General features: G+C 39.8%; 17 protein-coding genes. 3 read left to right on the top strand and 14 right to left on the bottom strand.

What is annotated here, in order from left to right:
- The first annotated feature begins 148 nt into the window (after window positions 1-148).
- The gene (locus tag HRT55_RS19130) at window positions 149-2,665 is read left to right on the top strand and encodes a penicillin-binding protein 1A (protein WP_291623808.1); all 2,517 of its coding nucleotides are present in this window, start codon (window positions 149-151) and stop codon (window positions 2,663-2,665) included.
- Between the two features lie 164 nt (window positions 2,666-2,829).
- Here HRT55_RS19130 and argA read toward each other — a convergent pair whose 3' ends face one another.
- From argA to argC, 6 genes are all read right to left on the bottom strand, one after another.
- Entirely contained in the window at window positions 2,830-4,140 is a 1,311-nt protein-coding gene (argA, locus tag HRT55_RS19125; protein ID WP_291623806.1) for an amino-acid N-acetyltransferase, read from the bottom strand.
- Between the two features lie 51 nt (window positions 4,141-4,191).
- Window positions 4,192-6,141, bottom strand: coding sequence for an argininosuccinate lyase (argH, locus tag HRT55_RS19120; protein ID WP_291623804.1), 1,950 nt, complete (start codon window positions 6,139-6,141; stop codon window positions 4,192-4,194).
- A gap of 2 nt (window positions 6,142-6,143) precedes the next feature.
- Window positions 6,144-7,421: an argininosuccinate synthase gene (locus HRT55_RS19115; protein ID WP_291623803.1), complete on the bottom strand. Its 1,278-nt coding sequence runs from the start codon at window positions 7,419-7,421 to the stop codon at window positions 6,144-6,146.
- Window positions 7,422-7,504: 83 nt separating this feature from the next.
- Entirely contained in the window at window positions 7,505-8,446 is a 942-nt protein-coding gene (locus HRT55_RS19110) for an ornithine carbamoyltransferase (protein ID WP_291623801.1), read from the bottom strand.
- Between the two features lie 28 nt (window positions 8,447-8,474).
- Complete coding sequence (gene argB, locus HRT55_RS19105; RefSeq protein WP_291623799.1) at window positions 8,475-9,266, bottom strand: acetylglutamate kinase; 792 nt, start codon at window positions 9,264-9,266, stop codon at window positions 8,475-8,477.
- 43 nt (window positions 9,267-9,309) lie between these two features.
- A complete protein-coding gene (gene argC, locus HRT55_RS19100; RefSeq protein WP_291623899.1) occupies window positions 9,310-10,329 on the bottom strand; it encodes an N-acetyl-gamma-glutamyl-phosphate reductase in 1,020 nt (339 codons plus the stop codon).
- A 155-nt stretch (window positions 10,330-10,484) separates the two neighbouring features.
- On the opposite strand from argC, the gene argE reads away from it, so the two are divergent.
- Window positions 10,485-11,633: an acetylornithine deacetylase gene (argE, locus tag HRT55_RS19095; RefSeq protein WP_291623797.1), complete on the top strand. Its 1,149-nt coding sequence runs from the start codon at window positions 10,485-10,487 to the stop codon at window positions 11,631-11,633.
- Between the two features lie 317 nt (window positions 11,634-11,950).
- On the opposite strand, the gene HRT55_RS19090 is transcribed toward argE, so the two are convergent.
- From HRT55_RS19090 to metB, 4 genes are all read right to left on the bottom strand, one after another.
- Complete coding sequence (locus HRT55_RS19090) at window positions 11,951-13,078, bottom strand: DUF1624 domain-containing protein (RefSeq protein WP_291623794.1); 1,128 nt, start codon at window positions 13,076-13,078, stop codon at window positions 11,951-11,953.
- Window positions 13,079-13,128: 50 nt separating this feature from the next.
- Window positions 13,129-14,508: a hypothetical protein gene (locus tag HRT55_RS19085; RefSeq protein ID WP_291623793.1), complete on the bottom strand. Its 1,380-nt coding sequence runs from the start codon at window positions 14,506-14,508 to the stop codon at window positions 13,129-13,131.
- Window positions 14,509-14,738: 230 nt separating this feature from the next.
- Entirely contained in the window at window positions 14,739-17,285 is a 2,547-nt protein-coding gene (gene metL / locus HRT55_RS19080) for a bifunctional aspartate kinase/homoserine dehydrogenase II (RefSeq protein ID WP_291623790.1), read from the bottom strand.
- Window positions 17,286-17,347: 62 nt separating this feature from the next.
- On the bottom strand, window positions 17,348-18,514 hold the full coding sequence (metB, locus tag HRT55_RS19075; RefSeq protein WP_291623787.1) for a cystathionine gamma-synthase: 1,167 nt from the start codon (window positions 18,512-18,514) through the stop codon (window positions 17,348-17,350).
- 251 nt (window positions 18,515-18,765) lie between these two features.
- Here metB and metJ point away from each other — a divergent pair, with 251 nt between their 5' ends.
- Window positions 18,766-19,095 carry a met regulon transcriptional regulator MetJ gene (gene metJ, locus HRT55_RS19070; protein WP_291623785.1) on the top strand — a complete coding sequence of 110 codons (330 nt, stop codon included), beginning with the start codon at window positions 18,766-18,768 and terminating at the stop codon, window positions 19,093-19,095.
- A 195-nt stretch (window positions 19,096-19,290) separates the two neighbouring features.
- Here metJ and HRT55_RS19065 read toward each other — a convergent pair whose 3' ends face one another.
- The 4 genes from HRT55_RS19065 to hemE all read right to left on the bottom strand — a co-directional run bounded on the left by HRT55_RS19065 (window position 19,291) and on the right by hemE (window position 22,923).
- Window positions 19,291-20,217 carry an ABC transporter permease gene (locus tag HRT55_RS19065; protein WP_291623783.1) on the bottom strand — a complete coding sequence of 309 codons (927 nt, stop codon included), beginning with the start codon at window positions 20,215-20,217 and terminating at the stop codon, window positions 19,291-19,293.
- On the bottom strand, window positions 20,217-21,074 hold the full coding sequence (locus HRT55_RS19060; protein ID WP_291623781.1) for an ABC transporter ATP-binding protein: 858 nt from the start codon (window positions 21,072-21,074) through the stop codon (window positions 20,217-20,219). Before HRT55_RS19060 ends, HRT55_RS19065 begins: the two co-directional genes overlap by 1 nt.
- Window positions 21,071-21,448: a GntR family transcriptional regulator gene (locus tag HRT55_RS19055; protein ID WP_291623779.1), complete on the bottom strand. Its 378-nt coding sequence runs from the start codon at window positions 21,446-21,448 to the stop codon at window positions 21,071-21,073. Before HRT55_RS19055 ends, HRT55_RS19060 begins: the two co-directional genes overlap by 4 nt.
- Before the next feature lie 407 nt (window positions 21,449-21,855).
- Window positions 21,856-22,923, bottom strand: coding sequence for a uroporphyrinogen decarboxylase (gene hemE, locus HRT55_RS19050; RefSeq protein WP_291610826.1), 1,068 nt, complete (start codon window positions 22,921-22,923; stop codon window positions 21,856-21,858).
- Window positions 22,924-23,252: the final 329 nt, after the last annotated feature.

Below are 23,252 nucleotides of genomic sequence, written 5' to 3'. Positions count from 1 at the left end.
TTTTTGTAATTATTTTAGACGCAAAATACGCATAAATACATTTATTACATGCTTTTACACGATATACTAGTATTATCTTACATATTAATCCACTTATTGGCCTTCTGTTGTGTTTTCAATCAAAAAATTATTTAAAGTCAGTCTGATAGTGTTCATTTTGATAGCTATTGCCGGTTATAGTTTATACCTGACAATGCGTTCAGATTTACCCAGTGTTGACTCATTAAAAGACTTGCATTGGCAAACGCCGATGCAAGTTTTTAGTCGCGATGGTTTGCTAATATCTCAGTTTGGTGAGAAGAAACGTACCCCCTTAACACTAGAGCAAGTTCCGCAACAACTTATCGATGCTTTATTGGCAACAGAAGATGATCGTTTTTATATGCATTTTGGTGTTGATCCAATAGGCATGGGCCGCGCAGTGCTTGGTAAGTTGATGGGGCAAGACAAAGGCGGCGCTAGTACCATTACCATGCAAGTAGCGCGTAATTTTTTCCTAACAAGAGAAGTAACCTACACCCGAAAAATTCGAGAGATATTCTTATCTTTTCATATTGAGAGCTTGCTCAGTAAAGATGAGATATTAATGCTCTACATTAATAAAATTCCGCTGGGTCATAGATCCTTTGGCTTTGGCGCTGCAGCGCAAGTTTATTACGGTAAAGAAGTTAGCGAACTCAATCTGGCGCAAATTGCTGTGCTGGCAGGTCTGCCTAAAGCACCGTCAACATTAAATCCTATACGTTCGCCCAAACGAGCTATAGCCCGTCGCGCTGTAGTCCTCCATCGTATGCTAGTTAGTGGTTATATCACTAAGCAAGAATACCAAAGCGCTAAAGCAGCCCCAATTACCGGAAAAAGGCACGGCACGGAAATAGAGCTAAATGCCCCTTATATTGCTGAAATGGCTCACCAAGAAGTGCTTAAACGTTATGGCAAAGAAAAAGCTTATACCGAAGGTTACAAAGTATTCACTACGGTTACCGCTAAACTTCAAACTGCAGCTCAACAAGCATTGGTGAATAATCTATTAAACTATGACCAGCGCCATGGATTCCGAGGTCCTTTGGTCTCTCTAAGAACCAACCAAGCGTCAAAAACCAATACACTTGCCGAACAAGAACCTTCCTTGCTAACACAGGAAAAAATTGACAGTGCCCTTGCTAAAACCAACTATTACCAAATGCTTGTTCCCGCGGTAGTTATCGCTGTTGAAGAAAAATCTGTATCTATCCAGTTAAGAAATAAAGAAACTGCGACCATTAAATGGCCTGGATTAGCATGGGCTCGACCGTATATTAATGACCAAAGACAAGGTAGGCCACCTAAGCTAGCCAGTGATATCCTCCACTATGGTGATGTTATTTTAGTGAGTAAAATGCCCGACAGTAATTATCGTCTCGGACAACTGCCGACAGCAAGTGCCGCGATAGTCTCACTCTCTCCAGATGATGGTGCTATTAAAGCTGCCGTTGGCGGCTTTAGCTTCACTCAAAGTCAATTTAACCGAGTTACTCAAGCTAAGCGTCAAGTAGGCTCCAATATTAAACCTTTCATCTATTCCGCTGCCCTTGAGCATGGTTTCACTTTAGCTTCATTGGTAAATGATGCGCCGATAAATCAATGGGATAGAAGCTCAGGCGTAGTTTGGCGTCCTAGAAATTCCCCTGAAACTTATGCAGGTCCTTTACGCGTTCGTTTAGGTTTAGCACAATCTAAAAATGTTATTGCGGTACGTTTATTACAAAGTATCGGCGTTACCAATACCATCAAGCATTTAGCTGCTTTTGGTTTTGATGCTCAAGACTTACCCCGTAGTGAAACCTTAGCACTTGGCTCTGCCTCATTAACACCATTAGAAGTTGCCACTGGTTTTGCAACTTTTGCCAATGGTGGTTTTTTGATTGAACCATATTTAATTGAACGTATCGAGAACAGTGACGGCGAAGTTATTTATCAGGCCAATCCGGCCTTAGCTTGTGACCCTTGCCTGCAAGCTGATGATTTGGCCAAGCTAGAAGAAGAAATATACTTTATTGATAGCAGCAATACGCTGGTAGAAAATTCACCAGCTGTTGTAATTAAACAGGCGACTCGTGTTATTAGCCCACAAAATGCATTTTTAATAACTCAGGCACTTAATAGTGCTATTTGGGATGCAGATTGGTCTGCAACCCCAGGTTGGCAAGGAACTGGCTGGCGTGCAAGAACATTAAAGCGCCGTGATATTGCTGGTAAAACAGGTACCACCAACGATGCAAAAGATGCTTGGTTTTCCGGTTTCAGTCGGCGTTTAATCACCACCTCATGGATAGGTTTTGATGATCCTCGCCATATCTTAGGCCAAACTGTTTATAACAACAATTTAGGTAAGAACCAAACGACAGGTAAAGAGTTTGGTGCTAAATCAGCACAACCTGCTTGGATAGAGTTTATGCGTATTGCCCTAGCTGACATTGAAACTGAAGCCTTTGAGCAACCCGTTGATATAGTTTCTGTGCGTATTGATAAGGCAACCGGAAAACTAACGACTAAAACCGATAGAAGCAGTCAATTTGAGTATTTCCGTCTAGGGAATGTACCTACAGACTATGCCACACCAGATAACACTAGCGAAATATTATCTGGTGATAAGTCAAAAGAAGAGGAAGAAGAGCTGTTTTAACCGTGGATCGGGCTTAACCGTATTACTATTTATATTGTCGTAACAAAAAAAGCAGCTAACGTTTAAGTTAGCTGCTTTTTTATGGTGTTAATTCAACTGCATTACTAATTAATAATTAATTTCTAAATGATTAGTAAGTAATATCAAGCTACGACCTATAGCGATTATATATCTTTAACAAAGACTTTTGAATTACGCTGAAAGTTATACATTTGTTTTTTACCCTCTGGCAGCTCTTCTAAAGAGGTTTCAATAAAACCTTGCTCTCTAAACCAATGACCACTGACCGTCGTTAGTAAGAATAACGAGGTTAAACCTTGTTTTTTAGCACTCAACTCAACAGCATTAATTATTCTTTCACCGCGATTACCTTTACGATAATCAGGGTCAATTACCACACAAGCAACTTCACCCGTTTCCGCTTCGGGATAAGGATATAAGGCCGCACAAGCGATGATTACATCTTCCTTTTTAAGCACAGTGAAACAGCCAATTTCCATCTCAAGCAATTCACGAGAACGCTTAACCAACACGCCCTCTTCCTCAAGGGGTTGTATCAGCTCTAAAATCCCGGCGACATCATCAATAGTAGCGGTGGCAATTAACTCTTTGTGATCCTTGGCGATCAAAGTACCTGCACCATCACGGGTAAACAACTCTTGCAACAAAGCACTGTCACTTTGATAGCTAACGCAGTGACAACGCTCAACGCCATTTTCACCACTTTGAATGATAGAGCGCAGCAATAACTGACGCACATGACAGTCATTGTCATCAAGTAGAGTTTTCACCGTACGCACACTACAACTACGTATCAACTCACCCGACTTATCAATAAGCCCTTCGTCTTCAGTGAGGGCAATAAGTTTATCGGCTTGCAGTGCAATAGCCGTTTGGGTGGCAACATCTTCTAGCGCTAAATTAAAAACTTCCCCTGTTGGTGAGTAACCAATAGGCGAAAGTAAAACAATTGAACCATAGTCCAGCTGCATATTAATACCGTCAGAGTCTATTCTTCTGACAGTGCCGGTATATTTATAATCTGTACCATGGCGAACCCCCATAGGCTTAGCTACAACAAAGTTACCAGTACTGACTCTAATTTGTGAGCCGTGCATCGGTGAATTCACTAAACCGGTAGAGAGTAATGCTTCGATGTGCAGACGTAATGAACCGGTAGCATCCTTAACGGCAACTAAAGTTTGTGCATCGGTGACTCTAATATTGCTTACCACGTTATCTTCAAGATCACGCTGTTTCATACGGTCTTCAATTTGCGGCCGTGCTCCATGCACCACCACCAATTTAACTCCTAAGCTACGTAATAACGAAATATCATGAATAATATTGGCAAAATTTGGGTGCGTCACCGCTTCACCACCGAACATAAGCACCACGGTTTTTCCGCGATGGGCATTAATATAGGGTGCTGCGTTTCTAAACCATTTTACGTAATTCTGATCACTATTATTCATGCTTTCCATTCTTTAATTTAACTTACTCTGTTCTTTGCTGTTGTGTACTGGTTACTTACTTTGACTGACGATATATTCCATCGCCACTTCATCAGTAGGATCTTTATGTGGACTTGGCTCACTGTCTTCAATAATATTTTCAGCTAGCGAGCTTTTATCAATTAAGTTAAAACCAAGTTGCTCAAAATATTTCGGAATATAAGTCAAAACGATAATTTGTTCTAACTCCATTTGATGGGCGAACTCTAACAAATACTGAACCAGCGCCTCACCTTGACCTTGCTGTTGAGCACTCTCTTCTACCACTACCGAACGTATCTCTGCAAGACCAGTTTGATAAATGTAAAGTGAGGCTGTACCAACAACGTTACCATCGAGCTCTGCCACAACAAAATTCTGAATGTCATGAATAATATTATCACGTGTACGTGGCAGGATTTCACCTTTGTCAGCCCAGAAATTGGCTAACTTAAAAATGCTATCAACATCAGACATTTTTGCCCGACGCACCGACATAGCCGCAGCACGCTGCGCATTTAAACGTTGTTTAACCTGTTTAAGTGCCACTTGAATTCTTTGTTTGCCTGGTGCGCCGACAACTTGCTCGTTTAAAATAGCTTCATTGCCTAATTGATAACCAGACTGCGTCGTTGCTAATGCTTTTTCAACTTGTGAGCGTGAAGTACCGCCAAGTGCTTCACGCTTATTAAGCGTCGATTCAATGGAAAGATGTTGATATACATCTTGTTCAATTTTATCGCTGAATTCTTGTAATTGACTGATGGTTAAATCTTCTAACGGCACACCTTTATCAATTGCGTCTAAGACAACTTCACCTACAATATGATGAGCTTCACGGAACGGAATATCTTTACCTACTAAGTAATCGGCAAGTTCAGTGGCATTGGCATAACCCTGTTGTGCTGCGGCAAGAGTACGTGAACGGTTTACTTTTAAACCATCGGCGACTAACACCGCCATTTCCATACATTCTTGCCAAGTATCAAGGGCGTCAAACAAACCTTCTTTGTCTTCTTGCATATCTTTGTTATAGGCAAGCGCTAAACCTTTCATTGTAGTTAACATGCCGGTAAGCGAACCAAAAACTCGACCAGCTTTGCCACGAATTAATTCACAAGCATCCGGGTTTTTCTTTTGCGGCATTAATGAAGAACCAGAGCTAACTAAATCACTCATTTCAACAAAACCCGCTTCTCCCGAATTGTAGAAAATTAAGTCTTCAGCAAAACGTGATAGATGCATCATGGAGATACTGGCTGATGCCAATAATTCAATGACGTGGTCTCTATCAGAAACTGCATCAAGGCTGTTAAGGGTTGCGGTTCTAAAACCTAAACGACTAGCTAAAGCATTTCTGTCAATTGGGTAGGCGGTACCTGCTAATGCACCAGAGCCAAGCGGCGAAACATCTAAACGATAAAGTGCATCTTTTAAACGACCGATATCACGGTTAAACATTTCTACATAAGCTAAACACCAATGGCCGAAAGTAATAGGCTGTGCTCTTTGTAAATGGGTATAACCCGGTAGCACGGTATCTTTTTCACGTTCGGCTAAATTCATCATCGCTTGTTGTAAGTTCACTAGGGCAAATAATAAATCGCCGCCGGTCTCTTTACACCAAAGCTTTAAATCGGTTGCTACTTGGTCATTACGACTACGGCCAGTATGGAGCTTCTTACCTAAATCACCGGTTTTTTCGATTAACTGAATTTCTACCCAGCTATGAATATCTTCGGCATCAGATAGTAAAATCTGCTTCGGATTATCTTCTACCGAGGCTTTTAATTCTTCAAGTGCTGCGGTTAAACGTACTAACTCATCATCGTTTAATACACCCACTTCATGAATAGCTTGCGCCCAAGCGATTGAGCCGACAATATCTTGCACGGCCATACGATAATCTACCGGCAGTGAGTCATTAAACTTCTTAAACTGTAAACTCGCTTTGCCTTTAAATCTTCCGCCCCATAAAGCCATAATTACTTCTCCTGATCTTTTAGGCTGCTTTTCTGGCTTAACGCGGTAATTCTACTTGATAAGCTGAATAAACGGATAAAACCTTCGGCATGTTTTTGGTCGTAAACATCATCTGCACCAAAAGTAGCAAACTCTTCTGAGTACAAGCTGTTTGGTGAGCGACGTTGGATCACTTGTGCCATGCCCTTGTATAACTTAACAACCACATCACCGGTTAATTTTTCTGCAAAAGATGCTGCTGAAGCAAGTTGCGCTTTAGCAAGTGGTGTAAACCAACGACCATCATAAATAACATGAGAGAATTCAAGACCAACAGATTCACGATACTTAAGTGATTCTTTATCGAGAATCAATGTCTCTAAGCCCTTGTATGCCGCCATTAAAATAGTGCCACCTGGTGTTTCATAACAACCACGAGACTTCATACCGACTAAACGGTTTTCAACAATATCAATTCTACCAACACCGTGTGCCGCACCCTTCTCATTTAGATACATTAGCGCATCATAAGCGCCAGCCCCCTTTTCACTACCAGCCTCACTATTTCCAGAAAAATCTTTACCATCAATAGCAACTAATTCACCATCAAGAAAACTTAGTTGTACTTTTTCTGGCACATCTGGAGCATCCATTGGATCAACCGTCATGGTCCATACTTCTTTTGATGGCTCACACCATGGGTCTTCTAACTCACCACCTTCATGAGAAATATGCCAAGCATTAGCATCACGGCTATAAATTTTAGTTAATGACGCTGAACAAGGAATATCACGCTCAGCTAAATAATCTAATAAGTCTTCACGAGAAACCATATCCCACTCACGCCATGGCGCAATTACCGTAAGCTCTGGTGCTAGGGCAGCAAAACAAGACTCAAAACGTACTTGGTCATTACCTTTACCGGTACAACCATGACAAACCGCATCAGCGCCAACTTTAAGAGCAATCTCTACGTGTGCCTTAGCAATAATGGGACGCGCCATTGACGTGCCTAATAAATATTGACCTTCGTACACTGAGCCGGTTTTTAAAATAGGGTAAATATATTCTTTTACGTATTCTTCCTTAAGATCAACTATGTAACATTCTGATGCACCTGAAGCTAAGGCTTTTTCTTTTACGCCTTCAAGCTCTTCATCACCTTGACCAACATCGGCACAAAAGGCGATAACTTCACAACCATCGTAGTTTTCTTTTAACCACGGAATGATAGCCGAGGTATCTAAGCCACCAGAATATGCTAATACTACTTTTTTAATTTGTTTCTTTACTAAGGCCATTTTTCTTCTCTCTTAAATTTTTTAAATGTTACTAGCTAGTATCATTACTAACTTAGTCTCAATTATTTCGTTACTAATTCTTATTAATTAACAAGCAATGTTACTAGAACGGCATTCTGTGCCCACATTCTGTTTTCTGCCTGTTGGAATACTTTAGATAATTCACTATCAAATAATTCGGTAGTAATTTCTTCTTCCAAATGCGCAGGCTGGCAATGCAATAACATAGTCGCCTCTGCTTTCGCCATTAGCGCGTGATTAACTTGATACGGGGCAAACTTAGCGAGAATTTCCGCTTTTTTACTGGCATCTTCATCACCCATAGAAATCCATGTATCGGTATAAATGACATCCTGTTTACCGATGGCGTTAATATCATTGGTAAGGTGCAACTTACTGCCCGACTCTTGTGCCAGTTGCTTGGTTTTTTCAATGATATCTGCCTGAGCGTCATGGCCTTCAGGAGAGACTAAAGTGAAATCGACCCCTAAAATTGCTGCCATAATCATTAATGAATTAGAAACATTGTTACCATCGCCGACATAGGCCAATTTTACTTGGCTTAAATCAGGGTAGGTTTCTGCTAAAGTGACAAAATCAGCAAGTGCTTGGCACGGATGATAAACGTCACATAAAGCATTAATAACCGGAATACTGGCATGTTCAGCTAAACCTTGAATAGAATCATGACTAAATACACGGGCAACAATTAGATCAGCAAAACAGGATAAGTTTTTTGCGTAATCACTAACCCGCTCACGTTCACCCAGCTTGCCATTTTGTTGACCTAAATAGAGCGAATGCCCACCTAACTTATTAATGCCCATGTCAAAGCTAACATGAGTTCTTAATGAAGGTTTTTCAAAAATCATCGCCACTGACTTGCCCGCTAATGCTTGGCTATAATCGCTAGGATGTTGTTTGATATTAATAGCTAATTCGATTAATGCTAATATTTGTTCTTTGTTTAGCTGGTCATCAGCTAAAAAATTGTTTAATGATTGTAATGCGTTATCTGTCGACATAAGGTTTTATCTCAATATTTCGTTTAGGCTAATTTGGCTGTATTTGTGTGCCAATGCCATTTCCATCAAGTAATTGGCTGATTTGCTCAGGCGATTGCCAGCTGGCAACAGCGATACTTCGTCGTAATTGTTGCGCGGCATGCAAGGCGGCATTTACTTTTGCGGTCATGCCTCCGGCAATAACACCTTGCTTAATAAGCTCTTGGGCTTGCTCGGCGTTAAGTGATGATAAATACTCGCCATCTGCGCCTTTAACGCCATTCACATCGGTGAGTAACAATAGTTCCGCATTAAGTAGCTGACAAATAGCCACCGCGGCATCATCGGCATTGACATTGACTAAGTCGCCATTATCTAGCGCACCGATTGAAGAAATTATCGGGAGAAAATTAGCTTTTAATAAAGTGTCTAATAACTTACTGCTATTGGTTTTTGGTACACCCACTTGACCTAAGTCTTGCGTGGATAAAGTACAAGAGATCATATCGCCATCATTTAACGATAAACCCACCGCGGCTAAATCCATACTATTAGCAGTGGCAACAATAGCTTTATTAACCGTGCCGGCGAGAGCGCCACTGATTAATGCTATTTGCTCTTTAGGTGTAACCCGTAAGCCATGCTTTTTCTCTGTGGTAAAACCCGCTTGTGTCAACATTTCATCAACCACACAGCCACCGCCGTGCACTAAAACCACTTGTTTATTTTTCAACGTGGCAATCACACTGAGTAAAGCACTTAGAGCTGATTCTTTTTCAAGAATCGCGCCGCCAATTTTAATGACTAATGGTTTTAGTTCAGGTTTTACAGAATGACTCATCTCTATTTCTCTCTATACCTTAAATTGGCTTATAACTATATGCTTATGAGTTTAGTAACGAATATTCACTGGCCAAGCCAAGTGAAATATTAAAACATTGCACGGCTTGCGAAGCTGCACCTTTCAGTAAATTATCAATGGCACAACTTACCACCACAACCTGCTTTGCTTCATCAAACTGCCAATGCACATCAGCAAAAGGTGTATAAGCGACATTGCCAATTTCTGGCCAACTTGTCACTAATCTTACTAGTGGCTTATCACTATAGGCCTGTGTAAAAGCTTGTTCTATTTGAGCATTACTAACACCAGCATTAACTTGCAAGGTCACTGTGGCTAACAGCCCTCTTTTATAAGGTGCTAAATGTGGGTTAAATACTACTTCAATTGCTGCTTCTTGGGAGATCTCAGGCTGATGTCTGTGCTGCAATACGTTATACGCCTTTAAGCTCACTTCATTAAAGTTAGTCGCTAATGAGGCACTTCTTCCGGCGCCACTTACACCACTAATACCATTAACAACAACCAATGAGTTTTCTAGCACTAAACGGTTCACTGTCAGTGGCTTTAAACAAAGTAAACTTGCCGTTGGGTAACAACCCGGTACAGCAATTAAGTTGGTATTGGCTATATCCTCTTGCTGCCATTCAGCTAAACCATACTTAGCAGTAGCTAGAGCATCAGTATTGGCATGTTCAAAACCATAATATTTAGGGTAGTCAGCAGCATCTTTTAATCTAAAGCCACCGGAAAGATCAAATACTTTCACGCCAGCTTCAACAAAGGCTTGTGCCCAATCAGCACTAAATTCATGGGGTGTAGCAAAAAACACTACATCCAAGTCTGCTGCATACTGATCAAACCATGTCGACGAAAATGCTTGCAAGGGTAAATCGCAGATACCTTTAAAACGGCCATGTAAGTCACTAAAAAGTTTATCTTCTGAACTGCTATTTTCAGAAACAACAAGGTGACAGATTTGTGCTTGGCTATGTTTACTTAATAAACCGACAAGTTCTGCACCCGCATAACCACTGGCGCCAATAATCGCCACTTTTTGCATACTGTTATTCGAATCTGGTATAGCCGTTGTCATTTTTGAAGTAGCCTTATTAAAGCAGGTTATTTACACTATAGAACTAAGGTAACACCACATGGGTAGTTATGCAAACAATCAGCATAACTATTTAAGTAATTATTCAAATTTATAGGTTCTTTATGATACAACTGCCTGATTTCAGTCAAAGCTTAAGCCAGTTAATCGCTTGCCCTTCCATCAGTTCTACTCAGCCAAGCTGGGATCAAGGTAATAAAGAGGTAATCCAACTCTTAGCCACCTGGTTTGAGCAACTTGGTTTTACTATTGAAATTCAAGCCGTACCTGAGACCGACAATAAATTTAACTTACTTGCTAAGTTAGGTAGTGGTGAAGGCGGATTATTACTGGCAGGCCACAGTGACACTGTACCCTTTGATGAAAACAGCTGGCAATCAGACCCACATAAAGTAGTCATTCAAGATGATAAGTTTTTTGGTTTAGGTACTTGTGATATGAAAGGATTTTTCGCTTTTATTTTGCAAGTCTGTAAAAACTTAACCGCTGCTCAACTGAAAAAACCTTTATACATTCTTGCCACTGCTGATGAAGAAACGACTATGGCTGGCGCCCGTTTTTTTGCCAAGAGCCAAGCGATAAAGCCTGATGTTGCCATTATCGGTGAACCAACTAATTTAGTACCCGTGGTTATGCATAAAGGTCACATGTCACACCGAATTAGTGTAGAGGGTAAATCTGGCCATTCAAGTAAACCTAACCTTGGTGTAAATGCCATAGAAATTATGCATAAAGTCATTGGTCAATTAATTGAATTAAAAGAAAAACTGCACCTAAATTACGAAAACAAAGCCTTTGATGTAACAGCGCCGACCTTAAACTTAGGGGCGATTTCTGGCGGCGATAATGCCAATCGAATTTGTGGTCACTGTAACCTAGATATTGATTTACGCTCTTTACCGGGCATGAGTGATGACGAATTGATAAACTGGTTGAGTGAGGCCTTAAAACCTTTAGCTGAACTTTACCCTGGCCGAATTACCTTTGCTGAAATGCACCCAAGCTCACCTAGCTTCGAACAAAAGAAACCCAGTACATTGATAGACATTGCTGAAGAAATTAGTGGCCATAGTTGTTGTGCGGTTAATTACGCGACCGAAGCGCCTTATATTCAGCAACTCGGCTGTCAAACCATTGTGCTTGGTCCTGGCTCTATTGATCAAGCCCATCAGCCAAATGAATTCTTGGCTCATAGTGAAGTAGACAAAACTGAGCGGTTACTAACCAAAATGATCCAGCACTACTGTTGCTAATCTTTAGCGACCATATTAATGAAGAGTAGCCAAAACTGAGAAATTACTCACCAGCATGATCCAGCACTACTGTTTTTAACTTTTAGCTACCATATCGATGAAGAGTAGAAAAGAACGAGCTATTACTTACCAAAATGATCCAGCACTACTGTTTTTAACTTTTAGCTGCCATATCGATGAAGAGTAGAAAAGAACGAGCTAATACTAACCAAAATGATCCAGCACTACTGCTTGTAGTATTTAACTTTTCATAAATGATTGATAATAAAAAGGCCGTCATAATATAACTATGACGGCCTTTTTTGGTTACTGCGAACTTACAAATATTTCAACCAAATGCAATCAGGGTGTTTAGCTTTAAAACCTCGATACCACAAACAAAATGGATATAAGGCAAGTAGAAAAACACCCGTTATTATATAAGTACCTGATAGGTCCGTTATATCTCTCATGCCGCCATAAGTACCGCTACCGGTTAAGAGAATTCGATGCACTAAATAAAACATCATAGAAGTTTGGCCGAAAACCAGTAAGACACCGTTAGGGCGCACTCCAATGCGCTGCTCAACTTTAATCATTAACGCTAGAATAACCGCCATAAGCCCTAACTCAAGCATGATAAAACTTGCCGATGGTGGATATTTACTAACATGTAACCATTGTTGCCAACTGTTATCTTCTTTTAATAAAAACATATTACCGTAATCATTGAAATAACGGATAGCAACAAAAGCAGCTAATGCGGCAAAGCCTAAGCGGAAAAGTAATTTAGCCGGGCTAACAGTCACCTTGCCATCGCCATAATCTAGAATATAGCGGCCAAAAACCCAACCCAAAATCATTACTGATAACCAAGGTACTAACGCGTAAGAAATACTTAGGTCTGCCGATGAATATTTACCTATTAATAAACCGACAAGAATAGATTGCTCTTGACCGCCAGCAAACCAGAACTGCGCGGTTACTAACTCACCACCTAATATCCACGCCATGGCAATAATCAATAATTGTGTAGTGGATAAGCGCCTAAAAAAGGCCATGCACATCATAGCTACACCAATGGCATAGAGTACTTGAAAAGTCAGTTTTCCGCCGAAGAATGAAGTAATGGTTGGGTCTAATAGGGCGATAAAAGCGCCGCGAATCAAAATATCTTTATCAATGCCTTTACTGTCAAAACCCCTTGATAACTTGCGCTCAACACTAATAGCTAATGCAGTACCAGCCAAAAAAACAAAAACAGGCGCACAAATATGACTTATCCAGCGACTAAAAAACTCGAACGCAGGCAACGGAGTGCCTAGAATATAATTGACTGCGGAGTCAGTTGATAAATGATCTCGGTTATAAACCATTGAAACATGATCCAGCACCATGATGATCATAACAAAACCGCGCATCCAATCTATTGCCGCGATACGTTTACTTTTTACTACATTGGTCATTTATTCACTTCCTTTTGAAAAACCTGGGGTAAGCCCCTTATTTTGGGAGCCTATGAATCCGTTTTGTTCCACAGGTTTTGATGTGCTTTTAATGAGAAAAATTCATTAGCATGCCAACAGCGAGGTAATAAATCTAATTCCTTACGCTCCTGAGAATTTGAACTTAGTAACTCTAATATTTCATTCAAACGATCTTTACTCAAGGTGGCTAGCTTTTTAGCCGTTTGGGGGAAATAAAGGTTACTGTTATTTTTGATAACAGTATTTTGGCCATAGCCAATAAAGGTGAGTTTACGGGTCGCCATTCGACAATTCGGCTGCTCTGCTTTTTCAGGATAAAAACTATTTACAATGCTGTACTCATAACAATCACCTTGATCACCAAATTCCCCTAATGGCATATAAACAACACCAAAACCTTGGGGAAACATACCGGTGATCTTATATAAGGCATCAACGACACTTTGTGCACAAGCACCGACCTCAGCATTTTTATTAAGCACCTGAAAGACTTTCGGCAGTAATTTGTAATTATAACTTGCCTTGGTTGACAAAATTATTGAAGTATAAATTTGTGGAACTTTTAAGACATTACCAATAGTATTTTTAGGATTAACACTGGTTTTTAATAACTGCTTGATAAAAGATAATTTGTCTTGTTCATCGATAATAAATTGCTCACGCTCGGCCTTGGTATTACCAATGAAGATTGGCATGCCGATACCTTCATTGAGGTATTTCAACGTTTCACGATAATTAATCTGTAGCAGCTCTTTCCGTTGTTTCACCTCAAGGGTACGAAAGACATCTAATTTACCATCGCCACCAACAAGAATAGTTTGAGCTTTAGGGTGATAGTTACCGACATCTTGTATAAGTGCCGCCATTATCAATGGAATTTTCACTTGCTCAACAAAGCGATGGTAAGCTTTATTATCATGACTGGCAAAATCACTATATTGTTCAGGGGAAATACCGCTGAGAAATTTAGTGATATAAGGTTCGACCATCTGACCATCGATAATTAAGCGGTCCAGTAAACGTAAACATAATACCGCCTTATAAACTGACTTACTCTGTTCATTACTTGCTGCGACACGTTTTCCTTCGGTAGGACTGATTAACTGAAGTGTGCCAAGAAATTGTGCCGATTTACGGTTATTTTCAGCATAACTATCGCCCTCGGCCAACTCAAGAATAATGAGTGCCAGCGACAGTAAACTCGAATGGCGCTCAGTGCGCTGCATTTGTTCAACCTGAGATTTATCGGTCGATGTTTTATCATCTGAAGGACGAAATTCTTCTTGTTCAAAATAGCCGATAGCGCGATCTAACAAAGAGTCTTTAACGGCACTTCGTCCATAGACTTTTGCTAACAAATGATGAATTTGTCGAGTGTAGTGTGTTTGGTGCGGAGAATCTTTAGCCATTGTATCGCTGAAGGGAATAAATAATATCTATAATGCTAGTAATAATAGCTAAAAGCAACAGATAGACAAGCAGCTACGGCTTTGATGAACAATTAACTAAGTTATTAATTATGTTCATCAAAGTCATCATCATTGATTTATCTGGAGCAATAGCTAAAGTGTGACACCTATATAGGGAAATTCGGCACGATTATCGCCCTAATAAGCCGCATTTATGCCTTAGTAACGCCTTAGTTTATACCTTTTATTTTTACCTGGTTTTTTTTGTGAGCAAGTTGCTGACAAATCTTAACGAGATCTGAATGCAATCCACCAGCAGTGACATCTCGCCCTGCCCCCGGACCACGTATAATTAAAGGATTGTCTTGATACCAGTGACTATTGATTTGAAAAATATTATCACAAGGCGTTAAATTGGCAAAAGCATCACTTTGTGGCAATACTTCCAAACTAACTTTAGCGCTTAAGCCTGTTTTTTCGTTATGCTGAAAACGAGCGACATAACGGATACAAGCACCTTTATCATTGGCATCACTTAATGCCGTAGCAAAGTAATCATCTAGTTCATCCGCTCGGGCTAAAAAGTCACTGGTTGATAATGATTGTAATGCTTCTGGTACTAAGTTTTGACAGTCAATGTCTACTAGATCCAACTCAAACCCTGCTTTTCGCGCTAAAATCAATAACTTACGCTGTACATCTCTGCCTGATAAATCTTCTCTAGGGTCAGGTTCAGTAATACCTTGGGCTAAAGCATTCAATAACAGCTCTGAAAATTTTGAACTGCCGTCATAGGTTTCAAATAACCAAGAAAGCGTACCGGAAAAAATGCCGGATAATTCACTGATGCTATCACCACTTTGACGCAAGTCATCAATGGCGTAATTAATAGGTAAGCCGGCACCGACAGTAGTATTGCCTAACCATAAGCTGTTATTACTATCAGCAGTATTGACTAGGTTATTATAATGTTCGGTACTGCTTGAAGCGGCCCATTTATTAGCGCCGATAACATGAATACCTAAAGCAAAAAGTTGTTCATACAATAAGCTAAAATCTTCACTAGGGGTGATATCTACCACAATTAATTCATCGTATGGATGATGACTCAACCAAGAAATAAGCTGTTCTCCATCATAACTTTGTGCATCTTGAGCAAATAATGACGTCGCTAAGTTTACATCAATACCATCATTATTGATCAGGGCTTTTTTCGAGGAAAGCAAGCCAACAAGATGTAAGTTTTCCAAGGCATATACTTTATTAAGTTGCGCGGGTAATAACTCTAAAAAGCGTTCACCTATGTTACCCATACCAGCAACCACTAAGCCAATATGGCGAGCATCTTTGGTCATGTCGTGATGAACGGTATTTAATAATTCAATGGAACAAGGCTCTGGTAAAATGGCAATAACGCTATGGTTATTCTCACTGCCCACTATGTTTAATGGTTTGGCTGTTTTTAATGAGCGTTTAAAACGGGCTCTAATATCGCCACGTTCAGCTACTTTATGGCCAACAGTGGCTATAATGGCCACTGGCTTAAAAGTGATATCAACATCATGACTTGCCAACCACTGACTTAATGGTTTTTGTTGTGCTTGGGTGATGACCATAAAGCCTTGTTGATCATCTATACAAATAGGTGAAAACTCTGCTTTGGCTTTAGCCGCAGCCTCGCCGATAAAACTCACGGATTGCACCAACAATAAATCATTCAAATAAGTAACTGATAACTCTTGTTTAGCTATTTGGCCAAACTTACCAATTTCAGTACCAACGACTTGTGCATCAAAGCTACTAGCTACATGTAAGTGGGTATGATGTTCACTTGAAGGATTAATCAGTGGCAATAATGTTTTGGCATGTAAAACCGGGTTACCTAAACGGCCTAATTCTTTGGCAACACCGTTAGGCAAGCGATGTAATTTCCTAGCATTAGGCACAACACGAGGATCGGCACTATAAATACCATCAACATCTGTCCATAAGGTCACATTACTTGCAGCGACTAAAGCTGCAATTATAGTGGCCGAGTAATCACTGCCATTTCGTCCTAAGGTACAGCTGTTGCCGCGGCTATCTTTACTGATATAACCAGTAATTACTGCTAACTTACCAAACTGACGCCTTTGTCTTAATTGCGCAGCACTTATCGCGGAGTCTACCGCACAGCTTTGTTCATTATCGATAACAAGAAAATCACGCGCATCAATACTATTACTTGGACAAACTTGCTCATTAAGTAAAGCGGATAGCAATCTTGCTGACCATACTTCACCCAAGGCTAAAATATCATTGTGATGTTGCACAATATCGCCCGCTAACCGTTGAGTTAATTGCTCAATGTCTTTACTTAACAGATGTAATAATTGCTTGGTGTTGTTGGTATTTAATAATTCAGTGATTAACTGTTCTTGCTGCTGAGCTAACTCAGCGATAGCTTGGCTTAACTGATCACTAGTTTGCTTAGCTGGTGTAGCGATTACTTGTTCGGCCAGAGAGTAAATAGCAAATAAGCCATCGGTATTTTTACCATTAGCTGATACCACGACAATATCGTTTAACTGACAATTTTCACGAATAATTTCAACAACACGTTTAATACATTTGGCTGTTGCTAAAGAACTACCACCAAATTTGTGTACTTGAATAGCATGCTTAGCTAGTTTGTTTTCCGTGGTAAAGTCAGCGATAAATTCATGCTCGACAATATCTTTGCTTAGCACGGCTTTTTTTTCGTTAACGTTATTTTTCGTAATACTTGCGGGTGTCATCTCTGTGCCTACTCAATTGCAAATTTATTTTCACAATTGTTTATTTGTTAATGGGTGATAAATTACCTTTGGCTTTGCGCTAAACCATGGGCTAAATCGGCCAGTATATCATTAATATCCTCAATACCGACGGATATCCGTACTAAAGACTGAGTAATACCCGCGGCTAACTGATCGACTATCTCCATACCCGCATGGGTCATGGTTGATGGGTGACTAATTAAACTTTCAACGCCACCTAATGATTGCGCTAAAGTGAACAACTCAAGATTTTCGAATAGCTTTTTAACCGCTTCAACACCACCTTTAACTTCAAAACTTAACATAGCGCCATAGCCAGTTTGCTGCTTTTTGGCAATATCATGACCTGGATGCTCAGGAAAACCGGGGAAATATACCGCATCAATAGCATCATGGTTCTTTAAAAAGTCAGCTACTTGTAGGGCGTTTTCTTGGTGTTGCTTCATTCGTACGGGTAAAGTTTTTAAACCGCGTAATGCTAAGAAACTATCAAAGGCACTGCCGGTAATACCAATACAGTTTGCCCACCAAGCAAGTTTTTCACCAAGCTCAGCAGTTTTGGTAACTAATACACCACCAACAACATCGCTATGACCGTTGATATATTTAGTGGTTGAGTGAAAAACAATATCAGCGCCCAAGGTTAACGGTTGTTGCAGTGCTGGCGATAAAAAAGTGTTGTCAACTGCCACTAACGCACCCGCTGCATGACACGCTTTGGTTACTTCTTCAATATCGACCAGGCGTAATAACGGATTGCTTGGGCTTTCAAGTAAAACTAATTTGGGTTTGTGGGCTAAAGCATTAGCCAATGCTTGTTGATCATTTTGATCAACAACAATGAGTTTGAACTGACCACGTTTAGCTAAATGGGTAAATAATCTAAAACTACCCCCATAACAATCATGTGGAATAACAACTGTGTCATCCGTTGATAAAAGCTGACAAATTAAATGCACTGCTGCCATGCCGGTACTGGTAACTATGCCAACACTGCCTTGCTCTAGTTTTGCAATGGTTTCAGCAAAAGTAGCTCGGGTTGGGTTACCGGTGCGAGAGTAGTCAAATTGACGCTTATCGTTAAAGCCTTTTAATGAATAGGTACTGGATAAATGGATAGGAGCAACCACAGCGCCATGGTGCTGATCGCTATTTATACCGGCTCTTACTGCCGAAGTAGTGATATTACTTGTTTTAGCAATCGACATTTAGTTGTCTCCATTAATTGATTAAGTAAGCACGCAAACGCATTAATTATTTGCCTATTTTATCGGTCATTGCACCGACAAATAGCAAAATTTACGTTTAGATGTTTGGACGTCTATAACTCTAAACACTTTGATTAATTGGGTCAAGTAATTTTAGACATCTAAACTTCTACTTGACTGGTTTTTTTCAGCAGGTAAAATCTACCCTTATTACATTTAATTATCTTATATAGCAAAACAGAGGAATATCCATGGCTCAGTGGAATGAAGAGTACATAAATCCCTATGCCGAACACGGTAAAAAAAGCGAGCAAGTAAAGAAAATTACCGTTTCTATTCCTTTGCGCGTGTTAAAAGTATTGACGGATGAACGCACTAGACGTCAAGTAAATAACCTTCGCCATGCTACTAATAGTGAATTGTTATGTGAAGCGTTTTTACATGCTTTTACTGGTCAGCCCTTACCTGACGATGAGGATTTAGCAAAAGATAACAATGAAAAGTTACCTGCCAGCGTCAGGCGATTACTTGAAGCAAAAGGTGTTACCGATTTTAGCGCTTATGAAATAGATGAAGAATAGCTATTTCTTATAAAAGCTAACATCTAAAAAAGGTACTTGTTAAGTACCTTTTTTATTGCCTTATTTATTAACAATAACCTCTAAACCTTATAGATTGGTAAAATTAATGATAAAAAAGCGATGTTTACTCAGTAAACATCGCTTTTATCGTTGGTGATTCGCTTATTAGCGAGCCTAACTAAAGTAAAAATCAGCTTAACTTTCTTGTTTATTGACCCTAAACCAGTAAGTTGCAAATAGTAGTCCCGCAGATACCAATATTGTGCGGTAATCAATTTGTGCTATCAACAATTCTAATGCTAGTGAACGTGACTTCTCTTGTTCTCCCGCCATACCGGCAAGGTTGTCTGGTGTAAGGGAGAAATAGTCCATTAAGAAATGGCCGAAGAAGGGTTGCGAAATATTCAAATAATGCACCACGATAGTTTCAATGACTAATAGCGCGACAATAGGTAACACCGCCCATAAAAATGGTGCTTTATTCGCGTAAATAGACGCTAACATTAACCAGCTATATAAAGGTAATAACCAAATTGCCATAGGCAGCAGTGTTAACCAAATATAACCTACGCCACTGAAAATATTTGCGCTAGCCAGCATACCCCATAAAGAGATATCAAAACCTACAGATAAAATGACACAAGTGACAACAGCAAGTACTAACATCAGTAGCATTAAGAATGTCGCTGCGCTAAAAAAGATCACAGGAATAACAACGGCACCCGTTACTAATTTACTGGCAATGGTCATCTCATCTGAAACAGGTAATGAGCGCCAGAACATCACCGATTGGTCGCGTCTTTCATCAAATAAGCAGGTAACAAAATAATAGACTTGCACAATAAAGCCTATGGCGATAAACGGGCTAAACAGGGCAATGGCTGAAACATAGAATATCTCCCCCAATCGCTCAGTTTGCTGCATCTGCGTTAATCGCTCAAGTTCTTGCGCTATCTGCGACAACTCATGTAAAACGTCCTGCATGTTTATGCCATTAAGCACTACAGCTAATATTGGAATAAAAATGAACACACCAGCCAAAGTGATAGGTATCCACTTCAGCATACCGTTAAATTCCCATAACTCTTTTTTAATTGAAGCTTTCATTATTGCAGTATTCATTAGCAAGTCTCCTTATTCATCACGCCAACAAAAATATCAGCCAAACTAGGCACACTCACTTTACCTAAGCCCTCTAGTTTTTGTTTATCTTGATTATCAAATAACATAGTGGTCAGTCCCATCATGCTATTTTTAAATAACGGCTGCAGTTCATCAGCTTGTGGCAGTTGCTCATTGGTAACAGAAACTAAATTAAAACGCTCTTTTATATCCTCAGTGCTTTGTGCCAATACGATCTTACCCTGCTGAATAAAAGCAACGTCCGTTAAGATATGTTCAATTTCTTCAATTTGATGGGTAGTGATGACAATGCACTTATCTTCAGTATAAAAATCTTCCAACAAGTGGCTATAGAACTGACGGCGCGTCAAAATATCTAAACCTAAGGTTGGCTCATCTAAAATTAATACCTTGGCATCAATGGCTAGAATAAGTGCTAAGTGCAATTGCGCCACCATGCCTTTAGATAAATTTTTAACTTTATCGGTTAAGATAATATTGGTTTTAGCTAAAAATTCTTTTGCTTTTTCAATGGCAAAGTTTGGATGAATGTCTTGCATATAACTTAACGCTTGTGACACTTTTAACCATTTTGGTAAAATAGCGACATCGGCAATATAAGCAACATCTTTAAGCATGTTTACCCGGTCTTTTCTCGGATGATGACCTAAGACACTGATATCACCTTCAAAGTCGGTCAAACCTAAGATGGCTTGTAAGCAAGTAGTTTTTCCTGCGCCGTTAGGGCCAACTAAGCCAACAATTTGTCCGGCATTTAGCGATAAATTAACTCCTGACAATACTTTTTTACTGCCATAAGATTTATTTAAATTTGAAATTGAAATGAGTGAGCTCATATCTTGCCCTCCACGGGGTTATTCACATTAACTGACAATAACTGCTCTGCTGACAGCTTTAGTCGTGAAATCTGCATTAGAATTTCAGGCCATTGGTGCGACAAAAAACTATCACGCTCTCTATCTAGCATCAATTCTTGTGCGCCAGGCATAACAAATAGGCCCTTACCTCGTTGCTTTTCTACCACTTCTTCATCCTGTAACATCTGATACGCCTTTGAAATAGTAATTGGATTAAGCTGATACTCAGCCGCTACTTTCCTTACTGAAGGTAACGCTTCCCCTTCCTTGATATAGCCATCTAATATGCGCGTAATGACTTGCTGATACAGTTGCAGGTATATCGGTTTATCTGGATCCCATTGAGGTGTCATGCCCGTTTCCTTGAATAATACCAAAAAGATATTAGTGTTATACACCACCAGCACACTACAACACAAGAACAGTCTGCCGTTATTTTATCCAATTGATGGCATGAGATGCGGTTAACAACTGACAACAATAAATTAACTCATTGATTATTAATAAGGATTTTAATTTAGGATGATTGTTTTTAAAGAATGTAACAGAGTATGTAAACCAATATCAATTATAAAAATCGTGGGTCAGCAACTAGCTATGCCTGAAAACAGCACAGAGTGATAGAGGGTATTTCGGAGTAGCTAAAGGGCTTGGCAAAAAGCTAATTAAAAATTGCCAATAAAAAAGCCGTGGTTAGCTTATCTAGGGGATAAGTTAACAACGGCTTTATTGTTTTTCACTCTTTATAATAAGCTAAGGCTTACTTATGGTAAGGCTTACTTAAACGATGTACTGATTCAATGAAGTGGCCAGCATGATCTGGGTTCACATCAGGGTGAATGCCGTGACCTAAGTTAAATACATGACCCGTACCACCTTCACCAAAACCTGCTAATATTTTTGAAACTTCTTGTTCAATACGTGGCAAGGGTGCGTATAACATTGATGGGTCCATATTGCCTTGTAGAGCAACTTTATCGCCAACGCGCGCTTTGGCGTTTTCAATATCAATGGTCCAATCTAAGCCAACTGCATCACAGCCTGTCGCTGCGATAGACTCTAACCACATGCCACCATTTTTCGTAAACAAGGTTACTGGCACTTTACGACCTTCATTATGACGAGTTAAACCATCAACAATTTTCGCCATATATTGTAGTGAGAATTCATTGTAATCACGTGGAGATAATACGCCGCCCCAAGTATCAAATACCATCACTGATTGCGCACCCGCAGCAATTTGCGCATTTAGGTAACTAATAACCGAGTCAGCTAACTTATCAAGTAATAAATGTAAGGTTTGCGGCTCAGCAAACATCATCTTTTTGATTTTAGTGAAAGCTTTAGAGCTGCCACCTTCAATCATGTAAGTAGCTAAAGTCCATGGACTACCAGAGAAGCCAATTAAAGGTACTTCACCCTTTAGCTCTTTGCGAATAGTACGCACGGCATTCATTACATAACCTAATTCATCTTCAGGATCAGGAATGCCAATCTTATCGACATCGGCTTTACAGGTAATTGGGTTAGTAAATTTAGGACCTTCACCGGTTTCAAAGTACAGACCTAAACCCATAGCATCAGGGATAGTTAAAATATCACTAAACAAAATAGCCGCATCTAATGGAAAGCGACGTAACGGTTGAATAGTTACCTCACATGCTAATTCAGCATTTTTACATACCGACATAAAGTCGCCGGCATTTTTACGTACTTCACGATACTCAGGTAAATAACGACCAGCTTGACGCATCATCCATACCGGTGTGTAGTCTACTGGTTGCTTTAATAACGCACGTAAATAGGTATCATTTTTTAATTCTGTCACCAATAGTTCCTCTTAATTGTCTTGCTTTGTCCTGGCAAGTAGTTAAGGACTTAACCATAACTGACTGCAAGGACTGCCTTAATTCTTTGCGAAGCCGCCTTATGCAGCACAACAGCGCGAATGTGTTTTATGATGCGCAGTTTAGCACTGACCTAGCTTTTGATCTATGCGCTAAATCAACACTGCTGAAAAATAACCTTATACAGATTCGAACTTAAAACACGTCAACAACCTAAAAGTTCAATTTATTTAATTTTTTTTCAAAAGTATTAATTTACGCTTGATTTCTGCCAATGAATATTGAATCAATAGCTTAGCAGTACTGGCTT

It is taken from the genome of Colwellia sp. (genome assembly GCF_013214175.1).
Classification (GTDB): domain Bacteria; phylum Pseudomonadota; class Gammaproteobacteria; order Enterobacterales; family Alteromonadaceae; genus Colwellia.
The sequence above is the reverse complement of the archived record's forward strand: the minus strand, read 5'-3'. Positions and strand labels throughout refer to the sequence as shown.